The organism is Chloroflexaceae bacterium (genome assembly GCA_025057155.1).
Lineage (GTDB): Bacteria > Chloroflexota > Chloroflexia > Chloroflexales > Chloroflexaceae > JACAEO01.
The window spans coordinates 62638-86138 of record JANWYD010000009.1 but is presented as its reverse complement, the minus strand read 5'-3'; the positions used below and the strand labels follow the sequence as shown (position 1 = coordinate 86138).

19 protein-coding genes and 1 tRNA gene are annotated in these 23501 nt (G+C 65.1%); 5 read left to right on the top strand and 15 right to left on the bottom strand.

Translation table 11 applies throughout. The features are described 5' to 3' along the window. The first annotated feature begins 13 nt into the window (after positions 1–13). On the top strand, positions 14–1195 hold the full coding sequence (locus NZU74_09815) for a glycosyltransferase (GenBank protein MCS6881618.1): 1182 nt from the start codon (positions 14–16) through the stop codon (positions 1193–1195). 189 nt (positions 1196–1384) lie between these two features. Here NZU74_09815 and NZU74_09810 read toward each other — a convergent pair whose 3' ends face one another. Then, complete coding sequence (locus tag NZU74_09810) at positions 1385–3328, bottom strand: serine/threonine protein kinase (protein ID MCS6881617.1); 1944 nt, start codon at positions 3326–3328, stop codon at positions 1385–1387. A gap of 285 nt (positions 3329–3613) precedes the next feature. Here NZU74_09810 and NZU74_09805 point away from each other — a divergent pair, with 285 nt between their 5' ends. Further along, positions 3614–4150 (top strand): acyl-CoA thioesterase, encoded by a 537-nt coding sequence (locus tag NZU74_09805; GenBank protein ID MCS6881616.1) that lies wholly within the window; start codon positions 3614–3616, stop codon positions 4148–4150. Positions 4151–4261: 111 nt separating this feature from the next. Here the strand turns inward: NZU74_09805 and NZU74_09800 are convergent. The 4 genes from NZU74_09800 to NZU74_09785 form a co-directional block, all read right to left on the bottom strand. Further along, positions 4262–4336, bottom strand: a tRNA-Met gene (locus tag NZU74_09800). Positions 4337–4564: 228 nt separating this feature from the next. After that, a complete protein-coding gene (locus NZU74_09795; GenBank protein MCS6881615.1) occupies positions 4565–5158 on the bottom strand; it encodes an NUDIX hydrolase in 594 nt (197 codons plus the stop codon). Between the two features lie 142 nt (positions 5159–5300). After that, positions 5301–6200, bottom strand: a complete 900-nt coding sequence (locus tag NZU74_09790) for a DMT family transporter (GenBank protein ID MCS6881614.1) — start codon at positions 6198–6200, stop codon at positions 5301–5303. Between the two features lie 13 nt (positions 6201–6213). Next, on the bottom strand, positions 6214–6774 hold the full coding sequence (locus tag NZU74_09785) for a rhodanese-like domain-containing protein (GenBank protein MCS6881613.1): 561 nt from the start codon (positions 6772–6774) through the stop codon (positions 6214–6216). Positions 6775–6912: 138 nt separating this feature from the next. Between NZU74_09785 and NZU74_09780 the strand changes: the two genes are divergently transcribed. After that, positions 6913–7875 (top strand): MBL fold metallo-hydrolase, encoded by a 963-nt coding sequence (locus NZU74_09780; GenBank protein ID MCS6881612.1) that lies wholly within the window; start codon positions 6913–6915, stop codon positions 7873–7875. A gap of 106 nt (positions 7876–7981) precedes the next feature. Here the strand turns inward: NZU74_09780 and NZU74_09775 are convergent, their stop codons facing one another. The 7 genes from NZU74_09775 to NZU74_09745 all read right to left on the bottom strand — a co-directional run bounded on the left by NZU74_09775 (position 7982) and on the right by NZU74_09745 (position 16365). Then, entirely contained in the window at positions 7982–8326 is a 345-nt protein-coding gene (locus NZU74_09775) for a hypothetical protein (GenBank protein MCS6881611.1), read from the bottom strand. Continuing rightward, positions 8326–9558, bottom strand: coding sequence for a hypothetical protein (locus NZU74_09770; GenBank protein ID MCS6881610.1), 1233 nt, complete (start codon positions 9556–9558; stop codon positions 8326–8328). The genes NZU74_09775 and NZU74_09770 overlap by 1 nt, the downstream gene beginning before the upstream one ends. 29 nt (positions 9559–9587) lie before the next feature. Beyond that, positions 9588–10220: a cytochrome c gene (locus tag NZU74_09765; protein MCS6881609.1), complete on the bottom strand. Its 633-nt coding sequence runs from the start codon at positions 10218–10220 to the stop codon at positions 9588–9590. Between the two features lie 9 nt (positions 10221–10229). Next, complete coding sequence (locus NZU74_09760) at positions 10230–10787, bottom strand: DUF3341 domain-containing protein (GenBank protein MCS6881608.1); 558 nt, start codon at positions 10785–10787, stop codon at positions 10230–10232. A 56-nt stretch (positions 10788–10843) separates the two neighbouring features. Beyond that, positions 10844–12316, bottom strand: coding sequence for a polysulfide reductase NrfD (nrfD, locus tag NZU74_09755; protein ID MCS6881607.1), 1473 nt, complete (start codon positions 12314–12316; stop codon positions 10844–10846). A gap of 173 nt (positions 12317–12489) precedes the next feature. After that, on the bottom strand, positions 12490–15609 hold the full coding sequence (locus tag NZU74_09750) for a TAT-variant-translocated molybdopterin oxidoreductase (GenBank protein ID MCS6881606.1): 3120 nt from the start codon (positions 15607–15609) through the stop codon (positions 12490–12492). 96 nt (positions 15610–15705) lie between these two features. Continuing rightward, the gene (locus NZU74_09745; protein MCS6881605.1) at positions 15706–16365 is read right to left on the bottom strand and encodes a cytochrome c family protein; all 660 of its coding nucleotides are present in this window, start codon (positions 16363–16365) and stop codon (positions 15706–15708) included. Between the two features lie 429 nt (positions 16366–16794). On the opposite strand from NZU74_09745, the gene NZU74_09740 reads away from it, so the two are divergent. Together NZU74_09740 and NZU74_09735 are read left to right on the top strand one after the other, a co-directional pair. After that, a complete protein-coding gene (locus NZU74_09740; protein MCS6881604.1) occupies positions 16795–18246 on the top strand; it encodes an NAD(P)/FAD-dependent oxidoreductase in 1452 nt (483 codons plus the stop codon). 26 nt (positions 18247–18272) lie between these two features. Next, entirely contained in the window at positions 18273–19028 is a 756-nt protein-coding gene (locus NZU74_09735; protein MCS6881603.1) for an EI24 domain-containing protein, read from the top strand. 17 nt (positions 19029–19045) lie between these two features. Here the strand turns inward: NZU74_09735 and hemW are convergent, their stop codons facing one another. From hemW to NZU74_09720, 3 genes are all read right to left on the bottom strand, one after another. Next, the gene (gene hemW / locus NZU74_09730; GenBank protein MCS6881602.1) at positions 19046–20197 is read right to left on the bottom strand and encodes a radical SAM family heme chaperone HemW; all 1152 of its coding nucleotides are present in this window, start codon (positions 20195–20197) and stop codon (positions 19046–19048) included. 321 nt (positions 20198–20518) lie between these two features. Then, a complete protein-coding gene (locus NZU74_09725; GenBank protein MCS6881601.1) occupies positions 20519–21766 on the bottom strand; it encodes a hypothetical protein in 1248 nt (415 codons plus the stop codon). 405 nt (positions 21767–22171) lie between these two features. Next, positions 22172–23401 (bottom strand): MFS transporter, encoded by a 1230-nt coding sequence (locus NZU74_09720; protein MCS6881600.1) that lies wholly within the window; start codon positions 23399–23401, stop codon positions 22172–22174. Positions 23402–23501: the final 100 nt, after the last annotated feature.

The window sequence follows — 23501 nt, the reverse complement described above, 5'->3', positions numbered from 1 at the left end:
AAATCACTACGGGATGCTCGTCTACATCGCCTACCCGACCAGCCTGACCCTCCAGGCGGCCAATGCCATCCAGACCTACGCTACCCTCCGCGAGCTACGCGCCCGCCGTCCCGATACGCTGGCGCTTATCCCCCGCTGGGGGCGCGAGCCGAGCCGCTTCGGCGAAGTTGGCGCTGTCCATCTGCCGCGACCGGCAATTGGCAAGCTCTCACGGTTCTACAAGAGCACGCTGCTCTACTACCTGGAGCACAGCGTCTTCGCCCTGATGACCGCTGCCTGGCTTGCGCCCCGGCGCCGGGCGGTGGAGGCCGTATACGTGCGCCAGGTGATCGCTGCGGCCTGGTGGGCGGGTGCGCTGGGACCGCGCCTGGGCCTGCCGGTGATCTACGAGGCCCACGATCTCGAAACGCGAAATCCCTCACGCGCCCGCGAGCCATGGGCCGAGGGGTTGCTGCACCTGATTGACCGCGTGGCGCTGACGCGCTCCGCGGCGGTGGCGTCGCTCACCGCCGACTTCCGGCGCCTGCTTGCCGCCATCGGCTGGCGCGATCCCGCCGATGTCTTCGTGATTCCTGACGCCTACGATGAGCGCCTGTTCGCGCCCCGTCCGCGCCTGGAGGCTCGCGCCGCATCGGGGTTGCCCGCCGATGGGCCGATCATCGCCTACGCCGGGATGACCTTCGCCCATCGCTGGCTTGATGGCCTGCTCGTCGCCGCCGCTCGCCTGCGCTCCCGCTATCCCGATCTGACCCTCGTGCTGGTTGGAGGAAGGCTGGCGGAGCGCGAAGACCTGCGCTGCGAGGCCACCCGTCTCGGCATCGCCGCGGCCCTGCGTCTCGTCCCGCCGCTGCCCCAGGCCGAGGTCGTCACCTATCTGACAGCTGCCGATGTGCTGGTCATTCCCGATACGGTGACCGACGTGACGGCCTCGCCGCTGAAGCTGTTCGAGTACCTGGCCCTGGGCCAACCGCTGGTTGTGCCGTCCATCCCCGCGCTGCACGAAATTGTGCCCCCGGCGCTGTGCCACACGTTTCCCCGTCGTGATCTCGAGGGCCTCACGGCAGCTCTCGGCGCCGCCCTGGAGGCCGCCCCCGACGCCGCAGGCGCGGCGCTGCGGCGCGCCATTGCCGCCGAGTATACCTACGGTCGCCGCGCCGAGCGTATTCTTGAAGTCGTGGAGAGGGTGCGCGTCTGACAACAGGAGGGTCCAGGAGGGCGAAGCACTTCCGGGGACGCCTTCCTGGTCTGGAAGCAAAGTCCTTCGCTGAACCCCCACCCCCTCCCCGGCTCTCCCCCGCCGGGGGAGGGCGCCCGGCTCCTCACCCCAACGGGAGGAGGCTGGGAGGTGTGGCGGAAAGGCCAGGAAACGTACCTTACAGACTACTTACGTCCCCGAAATCTTCCAGAGGTAGATCCGCCCATCACGGGCGCCACTGGCGATTATTGACCCGTTGGGACTGTAGGCGAGACTGGCTACGCCTGCACGGTGTTCCAGCGTAGCAGGCAGGCCGGTCCAGTCACTGGCGCGCCACAGGCGAATCAGCCGATCTTCGCTGGCGGTGGCAAGGAAACGCCCATCGGGGCTAAAGGCTATCGCGTGGACCGGCCCCTGGTGCCCCGACAGGCTCTCAATCGGCTTCTGGTCGTCCAGCCGCCAGACGCGAGCCTGGTTGCCGCTGCTGGCGACGAGCCAGGTTCCGTCGGGACTGAAGGTGACGCTATTGATAAAGGTGGCTGATCCGCTCAGCACGCCCACCGGGTGCGCATCGTCAAGTTGCCAGAGGTAGACCGAGCCGTCATAGGCGCCGGCAGCGATCAGGCGATTGTCGGGACTGAAGGCCAGGCTGTGGACGAAGGGCGCCGACAGGCTGTTGATAATCGTGATACGATCCTTCTCCACCTCGCAGAGAGTAATCGCGGCGCCCCACCCTCCCACGGCAAGATAGCGCCCATCGGGGCTGAAGGCGATGCTCTCAATCGGGCAACCCGGCACGCGCAGGAGCCTCAGAAACGCGCCGTCGGCGACCTGCCAGAGCCGCACCGTCTCATCGTCGCTGGCCGTGGCAAGGATGCCACCCGTCGGGGCGAAACGCAAACAACGGATTCCGCTGGTATGCCCTTTCAGCGTTGCCAGGTGAGTAAAATCGGCGAGACGCCAGAGACCGGCCGTGTGGTCGTCGTACCCGGCGCCCAGCAGCGCGCCGCTGGGACTGAAATCAAGAGAGCGGATGGGGCTGCCGGTTGTGAGCATGCGCAGCAGGGTTCCTATAGGCTTCGCTGTCAACTGCGTGGATGGACCGGCGATATTGGGAGTGATTGCGCCGGGGTGGCTCATCGCGCTGGTGCTCAGGCCCTCAACTGGTGGGCGCGGTTCTGACGCTGGCGTCTGATCAGGGACCGCGCGGGCCTGCGGCGCAGGCCGGTCGGCAGGTTGGCCGGTCGCAGCGGCGCGAGCCGGAGGAAGGCCGCCACGCAGGCGTAGCAGGGTCTCGCGCATCTCTCTGGCCGTCTTCGGGCGCTCGTCAATGGTCACGCTCAAGGCTTGTTGCAGCAGCTCAGCGATACCCTCAGGAACGTGGGGCGCCAGTTCACGGATCGGGCGCAGCGGATCGGGCTGTCCGCTGGCCAGTTTTGCCATACGCGACATGGCATCAACCGGCATTGTTGCCGTCAGCAGGTGGTAGACGGTCGCGGCCAGGGCGTACAGGTCACTGCGGGCATCCGGTTCGCCATCGCGCATCTGCTCCAGAGGAGCGTATGGCGGCGTAAAACCGTAGATCTTGCGGGCCTGCGCCTGCGAGGCAGTGGTCTGATTCAGATCATACGCCACCGTCACACCGCCGCGGGCCAGCCCGAAGTCGAGCAGAATAATCTCGTAGGTCGCGGTAAGCTTCAGGTTCTTGGGCTTGATATCGCGATGGTAGACGGGAACCGGCCGCGTGTGCAGGTAATGCAGGGCGTCGAGGAGCTGGTCGGCCCAGCGTAGAATGGTGGGCATTGCCTGGGGGGTGGCGAAGCGGGAGCCGAGACGAGCAAGCTGGCTGCCCAGATCCTCGCCGGGGATGTATTCCATAACTAGAAACTGGCCCTGGCCCTCACTGAAGTGGTCGAGCACCCGCGGCAGAGCCTGATGGCGCAGACGCGCCAGGATCTGCGCCTCCTGCTGAAAGGCGCGGCGGTAAGCGGGGTCGGCGAACAGGGTCTCCTTCAGCGCTACATCGGTGCGTAGCCGCAGATCGCGCGCGCGATATACGGCGCCCATACCGCCTTTCCCGATAGGCGCGACGATCTGGTAGCGATTTTGAAGTATTGTGCCTGGTTCAAGCATCTTGCCTGTCCTGGCGAGGCTGCGGTCTGCCTACGCCATCTGCGATCCGTTAAGGTTAAGTATAGCCGCAAAGTTGCGCTCCAGTGTTACCACGCACCAGTGGAATCAAACATCCTGGCTGCGTCGCGGCTGGCAGGCCCGACGGGTGTTCAATGGTATTCGAGTATCTATCCAGAGTATACTAAAGAACACGGATATTGAGACAGAGAGATCATGTCGCACGGCGCCTGGCGGATCGTGGCGCCGGCCGGCAGTGGCCCCGGCGACGATGCAATGAGGTGTGCTATGACGGTGCCAATGGAGGAGCCATCACAGTATCGCACGCTCACTATGACGGTGTTAATGACACCGGACACGGCAAACTTCGCCGGAAATGTCCATGGCGGGCACATCTTGCGCCTGCTCGACCAGGTGGCCTATGCCTGCGCCTCACGCTATTCAGGTACGTATGTCGTGACCGTCTCGGTGGATCAGGTTGTGTTCCACGAGCGTATCCATGTCGGTGAACTGGTGACGTTCCTGGCTTCAATCAATTATACCGGCAGCACTTCGATGGAAGTGGGCATCCGGGTGGTGGCCGAGAACATCACCAGCCGCACCCAGCGTCATGTCTTGACGTGCTACTTCACGATGGTGGCGGTGGATGAACATGGGCGGCCCTGCAAGGTGCGCCAGGTGCCGATCGAGACGCCAGAGCAGCGCCGGCGCTGGGCAGCAGCCAAACTGCGGCGCGAGCTGCGCCGCGAAATTGAGCAGCGCAGCCTGGAGATCCGCCAGCACCCCGAGGAGTTGCTGAGCGAACTGGATAATGAGCCGCATTGAGGTAACCTTCCAGGTTGCGCGCGCATCGGCTCTCAGCCTCGCGCTCCTGCCCGGAAGAAGCCGCGCGGAAACAAGAGCGGCGCCAGGTGTTATCCTGGCGCCGCTGTATACTGGTAGCGGCGGTAGGATTCGAACCTACGACCTTCGGGTTATGAGCCCGACGAGCTGCCACTGCTCCACGCCGCGTCGCCTATAGGATAGCAAACATGTCGCGCCGTGTCAAGGGAAATATACTCCATTTGGTCGCCTGTACGGCTGCGTCGCGGACGCCGTCAGGGGTATGGGCAACGCCGGGTTCCCTACGCTTCACCGGGCAGGAATCGGGCCGTCGCTCCTCACCCTCCCCCGCTTCGCCGCGCTCGGCGCCCCTCCCTCTCGCGCAGGTGGAGAGGGTTGGGGGAGGGTGAGAACCTTCTACATCAGAGCCTCGGCCACCACCCGGTGGGTCACGGCGCGAAAGACGCCCCAGGCGCGCCAGGCGCCGCCGATGGCTTGATCGCGACGCGGCTCGAGTTGTTCGAGCCGGGCGGCGAGGGCCGGCAATTCGTCGGGCGCGATCTCGCGGAAAGCCTCGACGCGTTCGTGGGGGTCCTGCGCAGCCAGCCTGCCGCCCTGTTCGTCGAGCAGAAAGGCAAAGGTGTAGAACGCGGCATCCCTCGTGGCCGTGTCGGGAATGTAGTAGGCAATAACGGCCAGAAAGCGGCTGATGCGCACCTCCAGGCTGGTCTCCTCGGCAACTTCGCGCAACAGGCCGGCCTCGATAGGCTCGTCGGGAGCGATGCCGCCGGTTGGCAGGCGGAACACGCCGGGCGGGTAGATCTCCTTGCGCATGGTCAGGAGGCGGCCATTTGGTCGCCGGATGACCATGCAAACCTCGCCGATGCGGTCGGTGCGGGTCAGCGGGTCGAACACGCCGTCGCTCAGATGCGCTTCGACGCGGGCCGGCGCGCCGTAGCGAGCGGCCAGGGCGGTGATTTCCGCCAGGTGCGCTGGTGACAGGGGCGCCATGCGGTGAGCCTTTCTTAGCGGATAACTCCTTCGGGAGGGTCCGGAAGGACCAGGTCCTCCCAGGGACCTTCGTTCCTCGCTCGATCAGGAAGGTGGGGGAAACCGGGTTTCCCCACGCCCCTGCCTGAGCCGGAGGGGTCGCCTAGCTCCGCGCCTGGCGCGGCTCGGCGACGGCCAGGCGCTGGTGTTCGGCCCTGATATTAATCCAGATTCCAGCAAGCATCACCACGGCGCCGAGCAGCACGGTCCATTCGAGCGGCTCGCCGTAGGCCAGGGCGCCGACGATGGCGATCAGCGGCAGTCGCAGAAAGTCCATTGGCACAACGACAGTGGCCGGCGCCAGGGCCAGAGCGCGCGCCATACAGTAGTGGGCGCTCAGCGCGCCCAGACCCACGATGAGCACCCAGGGCCACAAAGGGAGCGATGGGGTGGTCCAGCCGACCAGGGAAGGCGCCAGCGCCAGCGGGGTCTGGATCAGGGTCATGTAGAACAGGATTGCCAGCGGCGTTTCACTCAGCGCCAGGCGGCGCGTCAGGGTGTGGGTGAGGGCGAAACACACTGCGCCGGCAAGAACGGCCAGGGCTGCCGGATGCACGCTCTGCATGCCAGGGCGCAAGATGATCAGCAGGCCGGCGATGCCCAGACCAATGGCGGCCAGGCGTGGCGCTGTGATGCGTTCGCCGAGCAGCAGCGTCGCCCAGATCGCCGTCCAGATCGGCACGGTGAACTCGATTGCGAAGACTTCGGCCAGGGGGATGAAGGCCAGCCCGTAGAACCAGCCAAACTGCCCGCCGAAGTGGGCCAGGTTGCGGACCAGGTGCAGCCCGAGGGGCGGGTTGCGTACCTGTCGCCATCCGCTGCGTGTGAGGAGCCAGCCGACGACAAGCAGGCCCGCCAGGCTGCGAAAGAACAGGATCTGAAAGGTGCTCAATTCCGCCGAGAGTTCGCGCCCCCCGACAGCCATAGCCATGAAGGAGAACAGGGCGCCGCTCATCCAGAAGGCGGCTGACACGACCGTATTGGAGGTTGAGCGTGCGGGCACGGCCACCTCGTCGCTACGGCTCAACGGGGTGACCCGCGTCGCGCCAGGCCTGGAAACCGCCCTCCAGGGCGATCACGCGGGGGTAGCCGAGCTCCATGAAGATCTGCGCGCCCCGCTGCCCTGACTCAGGGCGCTCGGCGTCGCCATAGGCGATGATCACCGTGCCGTCTGGCAGGTTCTTCAGACGCTCTTCCAGTTCCCGCGAGGTGATCGTCAGGGCGCCGGGGATGTGACCGGCGCTGTAGGCGCTGCCGGAGCGCACATCAACAAAGATCGCCCTGCCGGCGTCAAACAGCGCCCGCGCCTCGGCCAGGCTGATCACTTCTACAGGCGGTCCCTCTGGCTTCAGCCCCCCGTGAGCCTGGGTCACCGCCTCGCTGGTGGCGCCGGCGTGGGCAGTCGCAGCGGCCTGTTGTTCCGGCGACATCGCCGCGGGCGACGGGCGGGCCGGCCCCAACCCGCCGGTCAATACGACGGCCACCAGAGCCGCCAGCATGATGATGGCGCCCACCAGGGCGGGCAACAGCCAGCGCGGTACGCCGCGCTCGCGTTCGGTGTCAGGTTGCGGTGTCATAGGTGGTATTGTAGCACAGGGCGAGTCGCTGGAATCATTCCGCAGGCAAGCTGGAAAGTTGCCCTGCGAGGCTAAACAGACCCCGACAATAGTTTGCTATGATACGGCAACCAGTTGCCATCACCCTGGAGCAAAGCCATGTCCATCAGCGAAGTTGCCCGCAACGTCTTTCTCGTGCGCTTGCCGTTACCCTTTGCCCTCAACAGTGTGAATTGCTACCTCTTGCGCGATTCCGAGGGGTGGACGGTGTTCGACGCCGGGTTGCACACCCCTGACGGCGAAGCGGCCTGGCGCGCTGCGCTGGCCAGCCTCGATGTAATGCCGGAGGCAATCCGGCGGATCATCGTCAGCCACCATCACCCCGACCACTACGGGATGGCCGGCTGGCTCCAGGCGCTCAGCGGCGCGCCAGTGCTGATGACGCTCCGCGAGACGGACCTGGCGGCAGGGGTCTGGGGCAAGCCGCCCGATGCGCTCGAACCAATCGCGGCCCTTTTTACCGTCCATGGCACGCCTGATGACCTGGTAGCGACCATCGCGCGTGACGTGGCGCTGCTGCGCCGGGCAACGTTTCCACATCCACAGGTGCAGTTCATCACCCCCGGCGAGCGACTGCGGATGGCCGGACGTCACTTCGTGGCCCTGCATGCGCCGGGCCACAGCGACGGGCAACTGATCTTTTTCGACGAAGCCGATGGGTTGCTGCTCTGCGGCGACCATGTACTCAACACCATTACGCCGCACATCGGGCTATGGCCGGGGAGCGAGCCGAACCCGCTGGGGCGCTACCTGGCTTCACTGGAAGCGTTAGCCGATCTGCCGGTTCGTCTGGCCCTGCCAGGGCACAGGTCGCTCATCCATAACTGGCGCGAGCGCGTGGGGGAGTTGCAGCGCCACCATGCCGACCGGCTGGCGGCGATGCGCGCCGCGCTGAACGGCGACGCGACCGCCTACGAGGTGGCCCGACGGGTGTTTCCCTTCGACGAGTACACCACCCACGAGATGCGCTTCGCTGTGGCCGAGACGATCGCCCATCTGGAGTATCTGGTGCATGCGGGGGTCTTGCGGCGCTTTGAGGAGGAGGTGGTGCGGTACGGGTAGGTGTGGAGGTGTGGAGGTGTAGAGGTGTGGAGATGTGGAGGTGTTTTCGGATCTCCTAGAAGATCTACAACTCTACACCTCCACACCTCCACACCTCCACACACACCTACGGTGTGGGGCTGGGATTGCTGCGGGTCGGCAGCCCGCGCTCGACGATCAGGTCCATAGCCCGATCAATGGGGATATGAATGTTCCCTTCGCTTGTTTTGCCATAACTGTTGAGCAATTCGCGGTCAGGAACGACATAATCCTTGTAGGTTGGCCCATCGAGCGGCGTCACGCTCGGCACGAAGGGTACGCGTCCGGCGAGCATCACCAGCAGGCTGACTACGAGGAAGGCCACCAGGAGGCCACTCATAATCTGCACCGCCCCCGGCGCTCCTCGCTGGGCCGGCCGGTAGGCAGCCTGCCGTTGCTCAGGCGGGTACGAAGACTGAAACCGGTAACTCATCAGTGGTGACCTCCGGCGTGCAAGCTTTCCATTTGAGGAGCATTCAGCGGCAAGAGCGAGGCCCGTTGCATAAAGAAGGCCCACAGGGCCACCCAGACCCCCAACAGGCCAATGGGGGCGGCCAGGTTCGTGAAGGCGAGCAGCGCCTCGGTGGGGGTGGCGTGGAACTCGGGCAGAATGATCCAGGCGGTGTCAATAAGACGGACAACGACGATCCACGCGGCGACAATCGCCAGGTAGTTCAGATTCCGTTTTGGCTTGCGCCCAAGCAGGGCGAAGAAGGGCATCAAGAAGGCGGCGAGCATCAGGAAGATCACCACGACCAGCCAGCCCGACTCACTACGCCGCGCGTACCAGGGCGTGAACTCGGCCACGTCGCCCGACCAGATGATCACGTACTGGCCGAAGGACATGTAGGTCCACAGCACGGTGAAGGCGAACATCAGCTTGCCCAGGTCGTGGATCGGTTTGACGCCCACGTGTTCCTGAAAGATCTCCGTATGGCGAACCTGAGTCAGGGCCAGGATGGTAAAGGCCAGAACGGTCAGACCGGTGTTGACAATATAGTGCGCGCCGTAGATCGTCGAGTACCAGTGGGCGTCGAGCGACATACCCACATCGATGGCGAAGAAAGTAACGGTCAACACGAACAGGGCCACACCGATGCCGCTGAGGCGGCGCATGCGCGTCGCGGTCACGATGGGATCGGCCCCGCGATCCTGCTGGAGCGACCATGTGCGCAGCAGGAAGGCCAGGATGCTCCAGACGGCGAAGTAGAGCACCATCCGTCCGGCGAACCAGGGCGGACTCATCCACGGCACCTTGTGAGCGACAATCGGGTCAAACTCCGGGCTGCCGGGAGTGATGATCTTGGGATCGGCCCAGTGGTAGACAGCATGCTCGAAGCCGAAGGTATTGTAGGCCACCATGATCACCGGGATGCTGGCGATGAAGAAGATCGGCAGGACCATGGCCCCGGCCTCGAAGATGCGCCGCGCCGTAACGCCCCAGGCGCCGCCGGTGAGGTGCTGCACCATCAGGAGGCCCAGGCAGCCCAGGGAGAAGGCTATTGTGTAGTAAAAGCCAAAAATGTAGGATTTGGCGAATTGCTCGGGGTTGAGCACAAAGCCCAGACCAAGCAATACCAGGCCGATCACCGCGGCGCCGATGCCAATTACCTGCACGCGGTTCAGTTGGGGCGCCTGGGTTCGGGGAAAAGTGGTTGTCGCCATACGCAGCTCTCTAGATACACCGCAGCCCGTTACTGCCCCAGATTGGCCCGCTGCTCGGGGGGCACGTCCTCGAGCGTCGCATTCTGGCTAAGTTGCAGCGCGCGAATGTAGGCGGCAATCGCCCAGCGATCCTCGACGCTGATGCGCGAGGCGTAGGAGTACATGGACTGGTAGCCGCCCTTCTCCGGGTCGCCGCGGTACACGCCATTGGTGATAATCACGAAGAAGTGGCCAATCGGCGCGTCGCGGAGGCGTTGCTGGTGGAAGTTAGCCGGCACGATGCCACCGCGCTGGGCCACGACGCTCTGGCCGTAACCGGCTTCACCGTGGCACACGGCGCACCAGATATTGTACTGCTGCTGGCCGCGTTCCAGGACGGCGCGGGTCACCTCGAAGGGCATCACATCACCCTCGACCCCGTCAATCAGTCCGGTGTAGAGGTAGGTGTCGGTCTGGGCTGCGCCAACGGCGACCGTGCCGGGCACATTCGGCCGCGACCCGCGCCCGTCGGCGAAGAAGGCGCTGGGGTCGTAGGTCTGCACCTTGGGCTGGTTGTACATATCCTGGTGGCAGGCGGCCAGCAGCAGCGCCAGGAAGGCGACCCAGCCGTAGCGCAACAGGCGCGTCGGTGAGACATTCCGGCAGAAGCGTAGCGGTTGCATCGTCGCCCCCTAGTTGGCAACCTCGGACACCTGAACAGGGCCGAGGCTACGTAGGAACTGCGCGGTCTGGGCGCGGTCAAACAGCGGATCGCGGGCCTCGATGCAGAGGAAGAAACTGTCCTGGGAGGCGCGATCGAAGCGCGGCGCGTTGAACACCGGATGGTAGGGCATTGGCAGGCCGTTGAGCACCACCATGCTGATTGCCGCGGTAAAGGCCGCGAGGAGGACCATCGCCTCGAAGGTGATCGGGATCATCGCCGGCCAGTTGGCGATATCCAGCGGGCGCCCGCCGATATTGACCGGGTAATCCACCAGGTTGCCGATGTACTGGATGATGAACCCGGTGGCGGCGCCGATCAACCCGGCCAGCAAGACCAGGCGCGGCACGCCGGTATCGCCAGGCGCTATCTCCTCGATGACCTCTTCGATAGGGAAGGGCGTAAAGGCATCGAGCCGGCTGTAGCCCGCCTGCTTGACCTGATGGGTGGCGGCAATGAGTTCCTCGGGAGTGCGGAACTCAGCCATCAGGCCATAGATATCGGTTGCGGTTGCTGCTCGTCTCTGCATAGCTGTGCTTCCAGGCTAGGGGAAACCGCCGGGGCTCCCTGAAGGCGCCTCCCGCGCTAATCGGCGCCAGCGGCGCCCGGCTCGCTCTTCCCGGTCACAATATCGCGGCCCGTATCGCCGTGGCCGGCCTTTTCGCGCCGGTGCAGGCGCTCATTCTCCTGGAACTGGAACATGCGCATCTCAAAGATGTTGATCATCGGCAGGAAGCGGATGAACAGGAACAGCAGAGTGAAGAACAGGCCGAAGCTGCCGATGTAGAGCGACCAGTCCCAGATCGTGGGGATGTAGATGTCCCACGATGACGGCAGGAACTCGCGTTCGAGGGAGATGACGATAATGACGTAGCGTTCGAGCCACATCCCCACGCTGACGATCAGCGAGATAATGATCAGGGCGGGGATGCTCTGGCGCACGCGCCGGAACCAGAGGGGCTGGATGGCCACCGCATTGCAGAAGAGCAGCCCGTAGTAGGCCCAGGCGCTCGGCCCGTTGAGGCGGTTGAAGAGCAGGTACTCCTCATAGCGGCTGCCGCTGTAGAGGGCGGCCCACACTTCCATGAAGTAGCCGTAGACCACCACCATGCCTGTGGCGAGCATCACCTTGGCCATCACATCGAAGTGACGTATGGTGATGTAGTTATGGAAGCCATACCAGGCGCGCACAGGGGCGACGAGCAGGATCACCATCGCGAAGCCGGCGAACACCGCGCCGGCGACGAAGTAGGGCGGGAAGATCGTCACCTGCCAGCCGGGCACCTGCGAAATGGCGAAGTCGAGGGAGATGATCGAGTGCACCGACACCACCAGCGGGGTGGAGAGGCCAGCCAGCAGCAGCGAGGCCATCTCGTAGCGATGCCAGTGGCGGGCCGAGCCGCGCCAGCCCAGGGCGGCGATGCCATAGGCCCGCTTGACCCAGATGTTGGTGGCCCGGTCGCGCAGGGTGGCGAAGTCGGGCAGCAGGCCCACGAGCCAGAAGATCAGCGACACGCTGGCGTAGGTCGAGATGGCGAACACGTCCCAGGCCAGGGCGCTGCGGAAGTTAGGCCACATGCCGTGGGTGTTGGGGTAGGGGATCAGCCAGTAGAACAGCCAGGGCCGCCCCAGGTGCAGAATGGGGTAGAGACCGGCGCAGGCCACGGCAAAGAGGGTCATCGCCTCGGCGAAGCGGTTGATCGAGTTGCGCCAGCCCTGATTCAGCAACAGCAAAATGGCCGAAATCAGCGTCCCGGCGTGGCCGATGCCGATCCACCAGACGAAGTTGATAATGTCCATGCCCCAGGCCACGGGGATGTTGATGCCCCAGATGCCGACGCCTTTGATAAACAGCCAGGCAATCGACACAAAGTACACCATCAGCAAAATGAAGGCGATGGTGAACCCCAGCAACCACCCTCTGGGGGTTTGCAGCGGGCTGACCAGCGGCACATCGCCGATCTTGCGGCTGATGGAGGTGTACGTTTCACCCGGCAACAGGTACGTTTCCCCGGTGTCGGGTTGCGGACCGGTGCGTAATGGTTGCGCCTGTGCCATTGGCAATCCTTGCTAGAGCTTGGTCTGATCTACCCTGGTACGAGCCTCCGGGTCGCTGGCCGCAGCATAACCCGGACCATTGCGCTCAGGAAAGCAGGTTCGTCCCCGCTGCTGTTGAAAAGGCGACCTTTGCCAGGAAGCATATTCCGGGCTCACCGGCGGCCAGGCCGTCCTCACCCTTCGCCGTGGGCCTCCAGTTCCTCATTCGGGTTCCGGATGCGGGCCAGGTAGGTCGTGCGCGGGAAGATGTTCAGCAGGTTCAGCACGCCGTAATTATGCGGCTCCGCCTTCCACTTCGCCACCCGGCTCGCGGGGTCGTTAATATCGCCAAAGACAATCGCCTGGGTCGGGCAGGCCCCCTCGCAGGCCACCACAATCGCGCCATCTTCGATGGTGTAACTGCTCTGGCCATTCTGCACCGCGGCCTTCTTGGCGGCGATACGCGCCGCGCTGATGCGCTGGATGCAGTAGGTGCACTTCTCCATCACGCCCCGGTTGCGGACAGTCACTTCGGGGTTGCGCGCCAGTTGCAGGCTGGGGGTGTTCAGATCGGCGTACTGCAAGAAGTTAAAGCGGCGCACCTTGTAGGGGCAGTTATTGGAGCAATATTTAGTGCCGACGCAGCGATTATACACCATGTTGTTCAGCCCCTCATAGTCGTGGACTGTAGCGATGACGGGGCAGACCACCTCGCACGGGGCCTGTTCGCACTGCACGCAGGCCATCGGCATCATGTAGGTGTCAGGATTGTCGAGATTGTCGCCAGCGTAGTAGCGGTCAATGCGGATCCAGTGCATTTCGCGGCCACGGGAGACCTGATCCTTGCCGACGATGGGGATGTTGTTCTCCGCCTGGCAGGCCACCACGCAGGCGTTGCAGCCGATGCAGGCGTTGAGGTTGATGGTCATGCCCCAGGCGTTGCGTCCGGAGTAATCCACTCCCGGCTGCAACGAGATGTAGCCATCGGTGCCGGGGCCGGGCGTCTTCTTGCCGTACTCCTCCATGTACACTTCTTCGGCGATGTACTTGGGGTTCTGCTTGAACTCTTCGAAGACGCCGACGCGCACAATGTCGCGCCCCTCGAGCGTCCAGTGGTCCTGCGTGGAGACGAGGAGGTACTTGCGGTTGGCGTTGCGCACCTCCACCCCCGTGCCGAACCAGGGCGCGGCGCTGGTGCGTACCGGATACACGTCAACGCCCACGCCATTGCCGACCCGCCCGGCGTTACGGCGGCCATATCCTAGGAACACCGTCATCGAGTTCTCGGCGTGGCCCGGAGTGAGCCAGAGGGGCAGTTCCAGCGCGCCGCCAGCGTAGCGGATGCTGACCATCGTGCCATTGGCGGCGGTCATGCGCTCCAGGGCGATCTGGCGCTGGTCGCTGTCGGGATTCTTCAGATCGTCCACATTAAAGCCCAATCCCAGCAGCCGGGAGGCGGTGCCGATGCTCATAAGCACCGCATTGTCCCAGACCAGCTTGGTCAGGGGGCGGGGCAGTTCCATCATCCAGCCGTTATTGGTATAGGCGCCGTCCCACACTGAGGGATCAGGGCGGAAGACGATCTCCAGTTCTTCAGCGGCGGGAGCGGTCACCGCGCCACCCGCGGCCGGCTGCAACGTGGGCGTGACGGTGGGCGCGGCGCTGCCGCTGATCACTCCGCTGGCAAGGGCGCTCTGCCAGAAAGCCTCGAAGTTGCCGTTGACCAGGTTGCTCTTCTGCCAGAAGGCGCGCACCAGATCATACGGTCTGGCATCGGGCTGACCAAGCAGCGCGGCGAGCACTTCGTGCTCGGTCTTGCCGCCATAGAGCGGCTCGATCAGGGGTTGCACGATGCTGGCGGCGCCATCGTAGGCCCGGGCGTCGCTCCAGCTTTCGAGCTGGTGGGCCGCCGGAATGTGCCAGGTGCTCAAAGCCGAAGTCTCGTCAACAAACAGGCTGTGGTGCACGCTGAGCGACACCCGCTGGAGCGCCTCGGCGAAGCGCAGATCGCCGGGGGCGTTATAGGCCGGGTTGCCGCCGAGCATCACCAGCAGTTCCACCTGCCCGGCGTTGATCTCATTGACCAGCCCGGCAATCTCATCCGTCTGGTTGGTGGGGCGGGCCTCAACCGGCTCGGTATAGATCACCGTGCTGCCTACATTGCCCAGAGCGGCATTGATGCGATGGGCCAGTTCGTGCACGATCGGCGGCTGCTGATCGCCGGGGATCACCACACAGGCCCCGCGATGCGCCTCCAGGTCTTCGGCTGCCACCTTCAGAAAGGCAAGCGCCTCTTCGGACAGACCGGCGCCGGCTCCGCCGAGACCCAGCTTCTCGGCCAGAGCGAAAGCGAACACGCCCACATTACTGGCCTTGAGCGCCAGGCGGTGGTCGGCGGCGGCGCCGGTGGTCGAAGGCGTCGCCTCGACCACATAGAGGCGGTTCATCTCCTTGCTTGCCTTGGTCACCCGGCGGCCATCGGCGAAGGCGCGGGCGTAGGGGATGAAGCCGGGACCGGGGGCGAGGAAATCGGCGTCGAGGGCGAGGATCACCTGCGCCTTCGACAGATCGTAGCGCGTGCTCACGTACTCGCCGAAGGCCGCGCGCGCACCCTCGTAGACATTATCGCGATTGATCGGCTCGTACTGGTACCAGCGCGCCTGCGGGAAACGCTGCAAGAACTGCGCGATCTGGTCGGCCAGGGTAGGCGAGCTAACGGTCGTGGTGAGCAGGCGAATGCCCGCGCCACGGGCGGCTTCCTGGGCAGTGAGGCTGGTGTTGAGGGTGGCGACAAACTCGTCCCACGTGCTGGGGGCGCCGCGGTTGAGCACCGTCTGCGAGCGATCGGGGTCGTAGAGGTTAAGGATCTCGGCCTGGGCGAAGAGATCGGTGCTGCCGAGGCTGGCCGGATGCAGCGGATTGCCCTCGACCTTGGTGGGGCGGCCCTCATCGGAGCGCACGAGCACACCCGTACCGTAGCCGTTGAGCGTCAGCGTGGTGGCGAAAAAGCGCGGAACGCCGGGCACGCGGTCGAGGGGTTGCCGGTCGAAGGGAGCGATCTGTTCGGGCGGCATATAGGTGCAGCCCGCGACCCCGGCGAGAGCCAGCGAGGCTCCCATCAATTTCAGAAACGTTCGCCGGGAGACCGGATCGTTCATCTCCGAGGCGCCGCGCGGAAACTCGCGTTCAACCAGCTCACGGAAGGCGGGCGTATCGGCGAGTTCGTCCAGCGAGCGCCAGAACTGCTGGCCACGGGCGGCGCGCAACCGCGCGCGGATGGCCTCAAGATCAGGATTCGGGGTAATGCTTGTCATTGCCGCAATCGCTTTGCTAGTGCGAAGGATGCGTCAGGGAGAACCGCGCGCCAGCGATCCAGGGTCAGGCGGCACGGCGCGGGCGCATCTCGCATCCTATCGGTGGCAGACCCAGCAGTTCGTGAGCTGATCGGCGGGCATGATGCCATATTCGGCGACAAGCTGGCGGCCCAGGGCCGCCTGGTTCGCCGGCGCCACGTACTCCATGTTGTAAACCTCATCGCGCGGGCGCACATACTGTTCAGGGTTCCGGTGGCAGTTGAGGCACCAGCCCATGTACATCGCCTGTTGCTGCCAGACCACCGGCATCTCGTTCACCTGCCCGTGGCACGTCGAACACCCGATGCCCTTGTTGACGTGGATGGCGTGGTTAAAGTAGACGAAGCCGGGCACGCGATGCACTTTGTTCCACAGGATGGGCTTGCCGGTGGTGTAGCTTTCGATGACCGGCGCAATCTTGGGGCTGAACGTCTTGATCTGCGAGTGGCAGGTCATGCAGGTTTCGGTGGCGGGGATGTTGGCGAAGTATGACTCGTTGACCGACACGTGGCAGTAGCGGCAGTCAATGCCAAGGACGCCATTGTGCAACTGATGGCTGAAGGCGACCGGCTGCTCGATGGCGACATTGACCTGCCGGAAGTAGTTCGACCGAAAGTAGACCGCCAGGATCAGCACCAGCTCTGCGATGAGCAACAGACCAGCGAAAACGCTCAGCCAGGCCAGCCGGTTGGCGTTGCGAGGGAAGATCTGTCCCATGCCTCGTTGCCTTCTAGGGGAACCCTGTGCATAGCGGGGAGCGCTATCTGAAACCTATTATAAGCCGCTATTACTTTTGTGTCAATCAAGCTGCCTTCGGCGACGATCGCGAGACTGTCAAATCGCAATATAATGCCATATTTTATGTATGCTGGATCACATCACTGTATGGGTAATTACATATAAAGCAATCCACCTCTCGTAAAAGCCTGCCTGCCGGCGCCCCGGCGGGTCGCGCACGTTCCATCTTTCCCGCACGGACAGGGGCAATCATACCATACATCTTGTGTTGTTATTAACAGTACGACCAGGAGTTACATCCCAGGGTGGGGCAAACCGGTGGGGCGACTCGCCGGGTGGCCCCACGGGCAGGATAGAAACCGCGTTCCGTGTTACGATGGTAGGGATGTTCTTGAGGAGGATATGCTGATGCAGAATATGGTTTCAGATGGGACCGGACGTGACGGCGCTGTTCCGCCGACGCCCCTTGATCCCGCCGCCATATACCGGCGCTACGGCGCCCGCCCCTGGCCCTCGGCGCGGCCACGGGTGATCATCGTCGGCGCGGGCTTTGGCGGTCTTACCGCCGCCCGCGCCCTCGGCGGCAAGGATGTGGATGTGCTGGTTATAGACCGTAACAACTACCACGGCTTCTGGCCCCTGCTCTACCAGGTGGCGACCGCGGGTCTGGAGCCGGAGTCGGTGGCCCATCCCGTGCGGGCGATCCTGCGCCGATACAGCAACGTCAGTTTCATGATGGCCGAGGTGCTCGGCGTGGATTTTGAGCAGCAGGTGGTGATGACCGCCACGGCCCATTTGCCCTACGATTATCTCATTCTGGCCGCCGGCAGCGAGAATAATTATTTCGGCAACGAGGCCCTGGCTGCGCATACCTATGGCCTGAAGGATCTTGAGGACGCCGAGTTGCTGCGCAATGCGGTGCTTGCGAACTTTGAATACGCCGTGAGCGAGGCCGACCGCGCGCAGCGCCGCAAGTTGAAGACCCTGGTGGTGGTCGGTGGCGGGCCGACGGGCGTGGAACTGGCCGGGGCGTTTGTGGAGTTGATCAATCATGTTCTGCTCCACGATTATCCCATGCTCGACATCTCTGAGGCGCGGGTGGTGCTGGTAGAAGCCGGTCCGACCGTGCTCGCCGCCTTTCCTCCGCAGTTGCAGCGGGAGGCCATCCGCCGTCTGGAGGCCATGGGCGTGGAGGTGCGTCTGCAATCTCCTGTGGCTTCAGTAGACCGCGGCACTGTGACCTTCGCCGACGGCAGTCAGATCGAGGCGGGGGTGGTGGTCTGGGCCGCTGGAGTGCGCGCGGCGTCCCTGGCTGACCGGCTGGGGATCGCGCAGGCCCGTGGCGGACGCATCCCCGTCGAGCCGACGCTCAACCTGCCGGGGCGTCCCGAGGTCTTCGTGATCGGTGATATGGCCTACCTGGAGTCCCCGCCTCGCCGCGGGCGGCCGCCGACACCCTACCCCATGGTGGCGCCGGTGGCGATCCAGATGGCTGAACGGGCGGCGCACAATATTCTCGCTCGTATCCGCCGCAGGCCGATGAAGCCGTTCCGGTACTTCGATAAGGGCAACATGGCCACCATTGGCCGGCGCGTGGCCGTGCTCGACGCCTTTGGCATTCGCCTGAGCGGCTATCTGGCCTGGGCGGGCTGGCTGGTGGTGCATCTGATGTCGCTGGTGGGCTTTCGCAACCGCATCGTGGTCTTCTTGAACTGGGCCTACAGTTACTTCACCTATGACCGTGGTCTGCGGTTGATCACCGGGCCGAAGCCTGAACTACCCGGCTTGCCAGTGGGTGCAACTCGGAGAGTTGCACCGCAGGGTCTTGCTGAGCAGCCAGGGCCCGGGGAGTCTGGTTGAGCTGTCTTCGGGCATGAGGCCAATCCATGGTGGATATTCTGACGGGGGTGCTCTACCCGTTCCGCGCTCTGGCGCTGCTCAACCGCACGCCGCGACTGTGGGGCTACGTGATCGCGCCCATCCTGGTGAACGTGGTGGTGGCCGCCCTGCTCTACTTCGGGCTGTTCGCAGCGGCCTGGCAGGCTGTTGATCGCTTCCTGACCTGGGAAGGCGCGCTCGGCACGGCGCTCCTGTGGCTGGCGCGGGCGGTGGTAGGTCTGACCCTGGCGCTGGGGATTGGCTTTTTGCTGGTGCGCTTCGGGGTAGTGCTCGGCGCGCCCTGGTACAGCCAGCTCTCCGAGGAGTTGGAGGCTCTCTACGTGGGCGAGACCCACATCAAGCGCCCGTTTTCGCTGCCCGCGGCGGCCTACGATGTCTGGCGAGCCTTGCTGTTTGAGAGCAAAAAGCTGGCCCTGGCCCTGGCGATCTGGCTGCCCTCGCTGCTCTTGCTGCTCGTGCCTGGCGTTGGCGCGTTTCTCCAGATGGCGGCAAATGTGCTCCTCGGCGCGACCATTGCCTGCCTGGATTTCTTCGACGGCCCGCTGGAGCGGCGGCGCTGGCGCTTCCGCGCCAAGCTGGCCATTGTGCGGCGCATGCTGCCGGGCAGTCTGGGCTTTGGCCTCCTGGCCTTCGCTCTGGTCTCCATCCCTCTGGTCAATCTGCTGGCCATCCCTCTCTGCGTAACCGCCGGGAACATGCTGGTCATCGAGCGCGGCGGCCTGGTAGGCTCAGACGCCGCGTAGGGCGATCCCTTTCACCCCTACACAAACCGCTCGAACACCCGGTTGCCCAGCATACGCCCCCGCGCGGTGAGCCGCACCCGCCCTGCGCCTTGCTCGATCAGGCCCCGGGCCGCCAGGTCGCGCAGGACGGGGCCGTAGGCCGCTTCCAGGCTCCTGCCGCAGCGGGCGGCGAAGTGCTCCGCGCCGACGCCGCGGCTGAGCCGCAGGCCCATCATCATCGTTTCGGCCTCCAGGTCGGCGAGCGTAAGCGCTGTTGTCTCAGCAATGGGTCGCCGTCCGGCTTGAACGGCCCGGATATACTCGTCAATCCCCAGAATGTTACAGTAGCGGAGCGGATAAATGTGGCCGTGGGCGCCGGCGCCGGCGGCCAGGTAGTCGCTGTTCAGCCAGTAGGCCAGGTTGTGGTGGCAGGGCTGGCCGCGGGTCCAGTTGGAGATCTCGTAGTGCTCATAGCCGGCGGCGCCGAGGCGCGCCATCGCGGCCTCATACATCGCGGCGGTCGCGTCGTCGTCAGGCACGCTCACCCGTCCCGCGGTGACCTGGGCGTACAGGGGCGTGCGCTCTTCGAGGATCAGCGCATATAGTGAGAGGTGCTCAGGCGCCCAGGCGACGATGGTTTCCAGGGTGTGCTCCCACTGCTCCAGGGTCTGGCCGGGTAGCCCGAAGATGAAGTCGAGGCTGATGCTGGCAAACCCGGCGGCGCGGGCGTCCTCGAAGCTGCGGCGGGCCTCCGCAGCGGTGTGGATGCGGCCCAGGACGCGCAGGGTGGGGTCGTGGAGGCTCTGCACGCCCATGCTCAGGCGGTTGACCCCCAGGTCGCGCAGGCCGCGCAGGTAGTCGCGTTCGAGCACCGTGCCGGGGTTGGCTTCGCAGGTGATCTCGGCCCCTTCCAGGGGCACGAGAGCAGCGGCCGCCGCCAGCACCCGCTCCATCTGGGCCAGGGTGAGCATGGTCGGCGTGCCTCCGCCAAGAAAGATCGTCGGGCGCAGCGCGGCGGCCTCAGGCGAGAGCGCAGGCGGCGGTTGCGGCCCGGCGGCCAGCATCGCCAGTTCGGCGCACAGCGCATCTACGTAGGCTTCAATACGCGACTCCATATTGGCGTAGGTGTTGAAGTCGCAATAGCTGCAACGCCGGTGACAGAAGGGGATGTGGATGTAGAGGTGCTTCATTAGTCTGTAAACAACGTTTTTCGCTAAACCCCCTCCCCAACCCCTCTCAGGTGTAGGGTTTTTTGGGCGAGCGGGGGTTTTCGGCATTCCAATGCGCTTACGGTCCTCACCCCCCGCCCCGCTCTCCCGCTCGCGGGAGCGGGGGGAGTTGGGCGTCCCAATGCCCCGGATGGCGCATGGGACGCGAGGATGCGCCGGAAAACTCTACACCTGAGAACTCCCCAACCCTCCCCGCTGGGGGAGGGATCCCGGCTCCTCCCCCAACCGGGGGGAGGTCAGGAGGGGGACGGAAATGCAAGGCAACTTACTTTACAGACTATATCAAGGCTCCGGGAGGAGAGCAACGACCGGCGCGGCGCGGCGGGCGCGCGGTTCCACAGGACCCCATGCCAGCCCCCCGGCCCGTTCGCGGGTGCCGGGCAAGACGGTCGCCACGTCGCCGATCGGGGTCCAGCGCAGTTCGACCCCCTGCTCGGTGTCAATTTCGAGCACCGCCCCGGCGCCTCCAGGAGCCCACAACGCCCGTTCCAGGCGATCGCTGAAAGCCGGACCGATTTCGCGCGGCTCAGCGCCGGGGGCGGCGAGTTCCGCCGGGGTAAAGCTGCCGCCGGTCACGACGCCGCTGGCGTCGCGCTCCACACGGGCCAGAAAGTAGCGGATCGCCCCGTTGGGGAGGGCAATGGGCGCGCGGGCGTACCGGTCGCCGCCGACGATCAATTCGGCAGCGCCGCTGGTCGCGTCGGCGCGCCAGAGCTGCGGACCAGCCCCCGGCCCTTCCTTCGGGCCGGCAAGAAAGAGCACCGACCGCCCATCGGGCGCCCAGGCTGTTTCGCCACAGTAGCTGCGCGTGTCTGGCGGCAACGTGACCCGGAGCACCTCGCCGCCGCCGGCGGGCATGAAGCCGATGCCGCAGTCTTCGTAGAACAGGGACTGCACCTCTACCAGCAGTTGAGCGCCGTCGGGGCTGAAGGCCACCGGCAGGTAGGAACTCACCGCGCGCGAGGGGTTGGCCGGATCGTCCACCGGGTCATCGGCCAGCACCAGCTCGGGCGCGCCGCCGGTCGCAGGCAGGCGGTACATCCCGCTGGGAACGTCAGGGGTCTGGTTGTTATTGAGCAGGCGCAGGAAGATCGCCCCGCTGTCCGGGGTAAAAAGCAGGTCGCTCAGTTCGTGGCCCGGCACGCTGTAGAGCACGGTGACATTCTCGCCCTCCGATCTGGCGATGGAGAGCCGGTCGGCGTCCAGGTCGCCAACGACGTAGGCCAGCGCCCCGGAGGGCGCGACGGTAAACGTGGCGATCGGTGGCACGCCGGGGAGCGCGCTGCTCTCGCTGGTAAGCAGGACGCGGGTAGTGGCGTCACGTTCGATGCGGGCGATCTGGCCCCGTTCGAGCACGTAGAGCGGCGCAGGCATGCCCGGCGCGGCCGGAGGAACCGTGGCGACGGGCGGGATGGGCAACGCTGTAGCCGGAGCCGCTGTCGGTGTAGCAACCGGGGTAGCTGCGGGCGGAGGACCGGCGCAGGCCGTAACCAGCAACGCCAGGATGAAGAGACGTAAGATCTGGTTCATGGTTTATAGTGTAGCAGATGTGGAGGCGTAGAGAGAGACGGTTCCCAGAAGGGCGTTGCCCCCCCGCCTCTCCCGGTTTAAGGGCGGACAGAACGCATGAGCGCAGATGTGATTCACGGCGTTGGGATGCGCCGTTTCACCCTCACCCCCTGCCCCTCTCCCGCACGCGGGAGAGGGGCGGCCAGCGCCGTGCTCGGGGCTGTCTCAATGCGATAGCGGCGGTGTTCGCTCGGGTGTTCTGTCCGCCCTTAAACCCCTTCCGGGCGGGGAGCGGTGTTCCGCTCCCAGCGGGCCGGGGCGCGGAGAACCCCCGGTTTCTCCACATCGCACCAACCGGCGTGGGTTGTGGGAGGACCGGCAGAGCCTGGCTCTCCAGCACATGGCGCGTGGGGGCGCATGGTCACCTCACCTGCGCCGGGGGCGCAGAAACAAAAGCGTATTGGCGACGACGGCGCAGGCGTAGAGGCATGCGGTGGCGACAAAGAGAGGGCCGAAGCCGTAGCGTTGCTGCACGATAGCACTGACGGTCGGACCAATAATGTATCCAGCGGAGAAGGCGCCCTCGATAAGTCCTATCACCGTCGGGCGAGCGGCCTCGGGGGTGCGTTCCATAGCGTAGGCTTCATAAATCGGCATGGACATGTTCATCAGCGATCCTCGGGCCAGAGCCACCATAACGGCGAGCCAGAGCGTGGGCGCCAGGCCCAGCAGCAGCAGGCACGGGATGGAGAGGGCCTGGGTCAGCACAACACTGCCAATCTTGCCAAAGCGTCGCGACAGCCATGGCCCCAGGAGGGTAGCGGCCCCGGTGGCGACGCCGATGGCCGCAAAGATGATGCCCAGAGCGGCATCGGAAGCGTTGTAGCGCTGGCGGAAGTAGAGGTTGAGGAAGGGGATGAGCAGCGCCGCGCCGAGGGAAATCAGCAGCGGCGAGAGGGTGAAGGGCCAGGCGCTGAAGGCGGCACGGACCAGTCCGCTGGCGCCGAGCGGTGCAGGCTTTCCGGGCTGCGGTGTGCAGGCCGGTTCCGCTGGCAGCAGCAGCGGCAACGCGGCGAGGGTGACCAGCGTCGCGGCAATGGCAAAGGTGGCGCGGTAGGCCGGGGCGCCCGGCGGCACTCCCAGGACGCTGGAGACCAGGCCTGGGAGCGGACCGCCGATCAGGTTGCCCAGGCCCGCCGCGCCAATGAGCAGCGCGCCATTGAGGGCGAAAAGCGTATCGCGTTCAGCCGGGCGGCTGTGGCGCATCATGAAGGGCGCGGCGCTGACCTGGAAGAGCACCGCTGCCGGGCCGCTCAACGCGGCGCAGAGCAGCAATGGGGCCGGATCTGGCCACAATGCTACGCCCAGCAGCGCCACAGTGTGAAGCAGCGCGCCGAGGATCAGCGAGGGGCGCAGACCGATCCGCTGCACCGCCCACAGGATTGGCAGGCTGCTCAGCGCAGCCGCCAGCACCGGCAGGCTGTTGAGCAGCCCCAGCAGCGGCGTCTTGCCGGCCAGAGGCAGCCCGACGCCGCGCCGGTCATAGCCAAGTTCCACCAGCAACAGGTTGTAGAACAGGCCGCTGATGGCGAGGCCAGAGGTCAGAAGCGCGGCGTGGAACAGGTAGCGCCGCGCGGGGCGGGTCAGGCTGGGCATGGATCTGCGAGGTCTGCCTTCTCATGCGGCCGGAGGGCGTCCCCTGTATCATAGTCAGGGGTCGGGGGGTGAGGGGTGAATAGATAAGGGCCAAACGTGG

Coding starts and splice junctions, on each gene's coding strand:
- NZU74_09720 (MCS6881600.1), bottom strand. CDS start 23,401: ATGCCCAGCCTGACCCGCCCCGCGCGGCGCTACCTGTTCCACGCCGCG.
- NZU74_09795 (MCS6881615.1), bottom strand. CDS start 5,158: ATGGCGCCCCTGTCACCAGCGCACCTGGCGGAAATCACCGCCCTGGCC.
- NZU74_09805 (MCS6881616.1), top strand. CDS start 3,614: ATGACGGTGCCAATGGAGGAGCCATCACAGTATCGCACGCTCACTATG.
- NZU74_09780 (MCS6881612.1), top strand. CDS start 6,913: ATGTCCATCAGCGAAGTTGCCCGCAACGTCTTTCTCGTGCGCTTGCCG.
- NZU74_09740 (MCS6881604.1), top strand. CDS start 16,795: ATGCAGAATATGGTTTCAGATGGGACCGGACGTGACGGCGCTGTTCCG.
- NZU74_09760 (MCS6881608.1), bottom strand. CDS start 10,787: ATGCAGAGACGAGCAGCAACCGCAACCGATATCTATGGCCTGATGGCT.
- nrfD (MCS6881607.1), bottom strand. CDS start 12,316: ATGGCACAGGCGCAACCATTACGCACCGGTCCGCAACCCGACACCGGG.
- NZU74_09725 (MCS6881601.1), bottom strand. CDS start 21,766: ATGAACCAGATCTTACGTCTCTTCATCCTGGCGTTGCTGGTTACGGCC.
- NZU74_09745 (MCS6881605.1), bottom strand. CDS start 16,365: ATGGGACAGATCTTCCCTCGCAACGCCAACCGGCTGGCCTGGCTGAGC.
- NZU74_09770 (MCS6881610.1), bottom strand. CDS start 9,558: ATGGCGACAACCACTTTTCCCCGAACCCAGGCGCCCCAACTGAACCGC.
- NZU74_09815 (MCS6881618.1), top strand. CDS start 14: ATGCTCGTCTACATCGCCTACCCGACCAGCCTGACCCTCCAGGCGGCC.
- NZU74_09750 (MCS6881606.1), bottom strand. CDS start 15,609: ATGACAAGCATTACCCCGAATCCTGATCTTGAGGCCATCCGCGCGCGG.
- NZU74_09775 (MCS6881611.1), bottom strand. CDS start 8,326: ATGAGTTACCGGTTTCAGTCTTCGTACCCGCCTGAGCAACGGCAGGCT.
- NZU74_09810 (MCS6881617.1), bottom strand. CDS start 3,328: ATGCTTGAACCAGGCACAATACTTCAAAATCGCTACCAGATCGTCGCG.
- hemW (MCS6881602.1), bottom strand. CDS start 20,197: ATGAAGCACCTCTACATCCACATCCCCTTCTGTCACCGGCGTTGCAGC.
- NZU74_09735 (MCS6881603.1), top strand. CDS start 18,273: ATGGTGGATATTCTGACGGGGGTGCTCTACCCGTTCCGCGCTCTGGCG.
- NZU74_09785 (MCS6881613.1), bottom strand. CDS start 6,774: ATGACACCGCAACCTGACACCGAACGCGAGCGCGGCGTACCGCGCTGG.
- NZU74_09765 (MCS6881609.1), bottom strand. CDS start 10,220: ATGCAACCGCTACGCTTCTGCCGGAATGTCTCACCGACGCGCCTGTTG.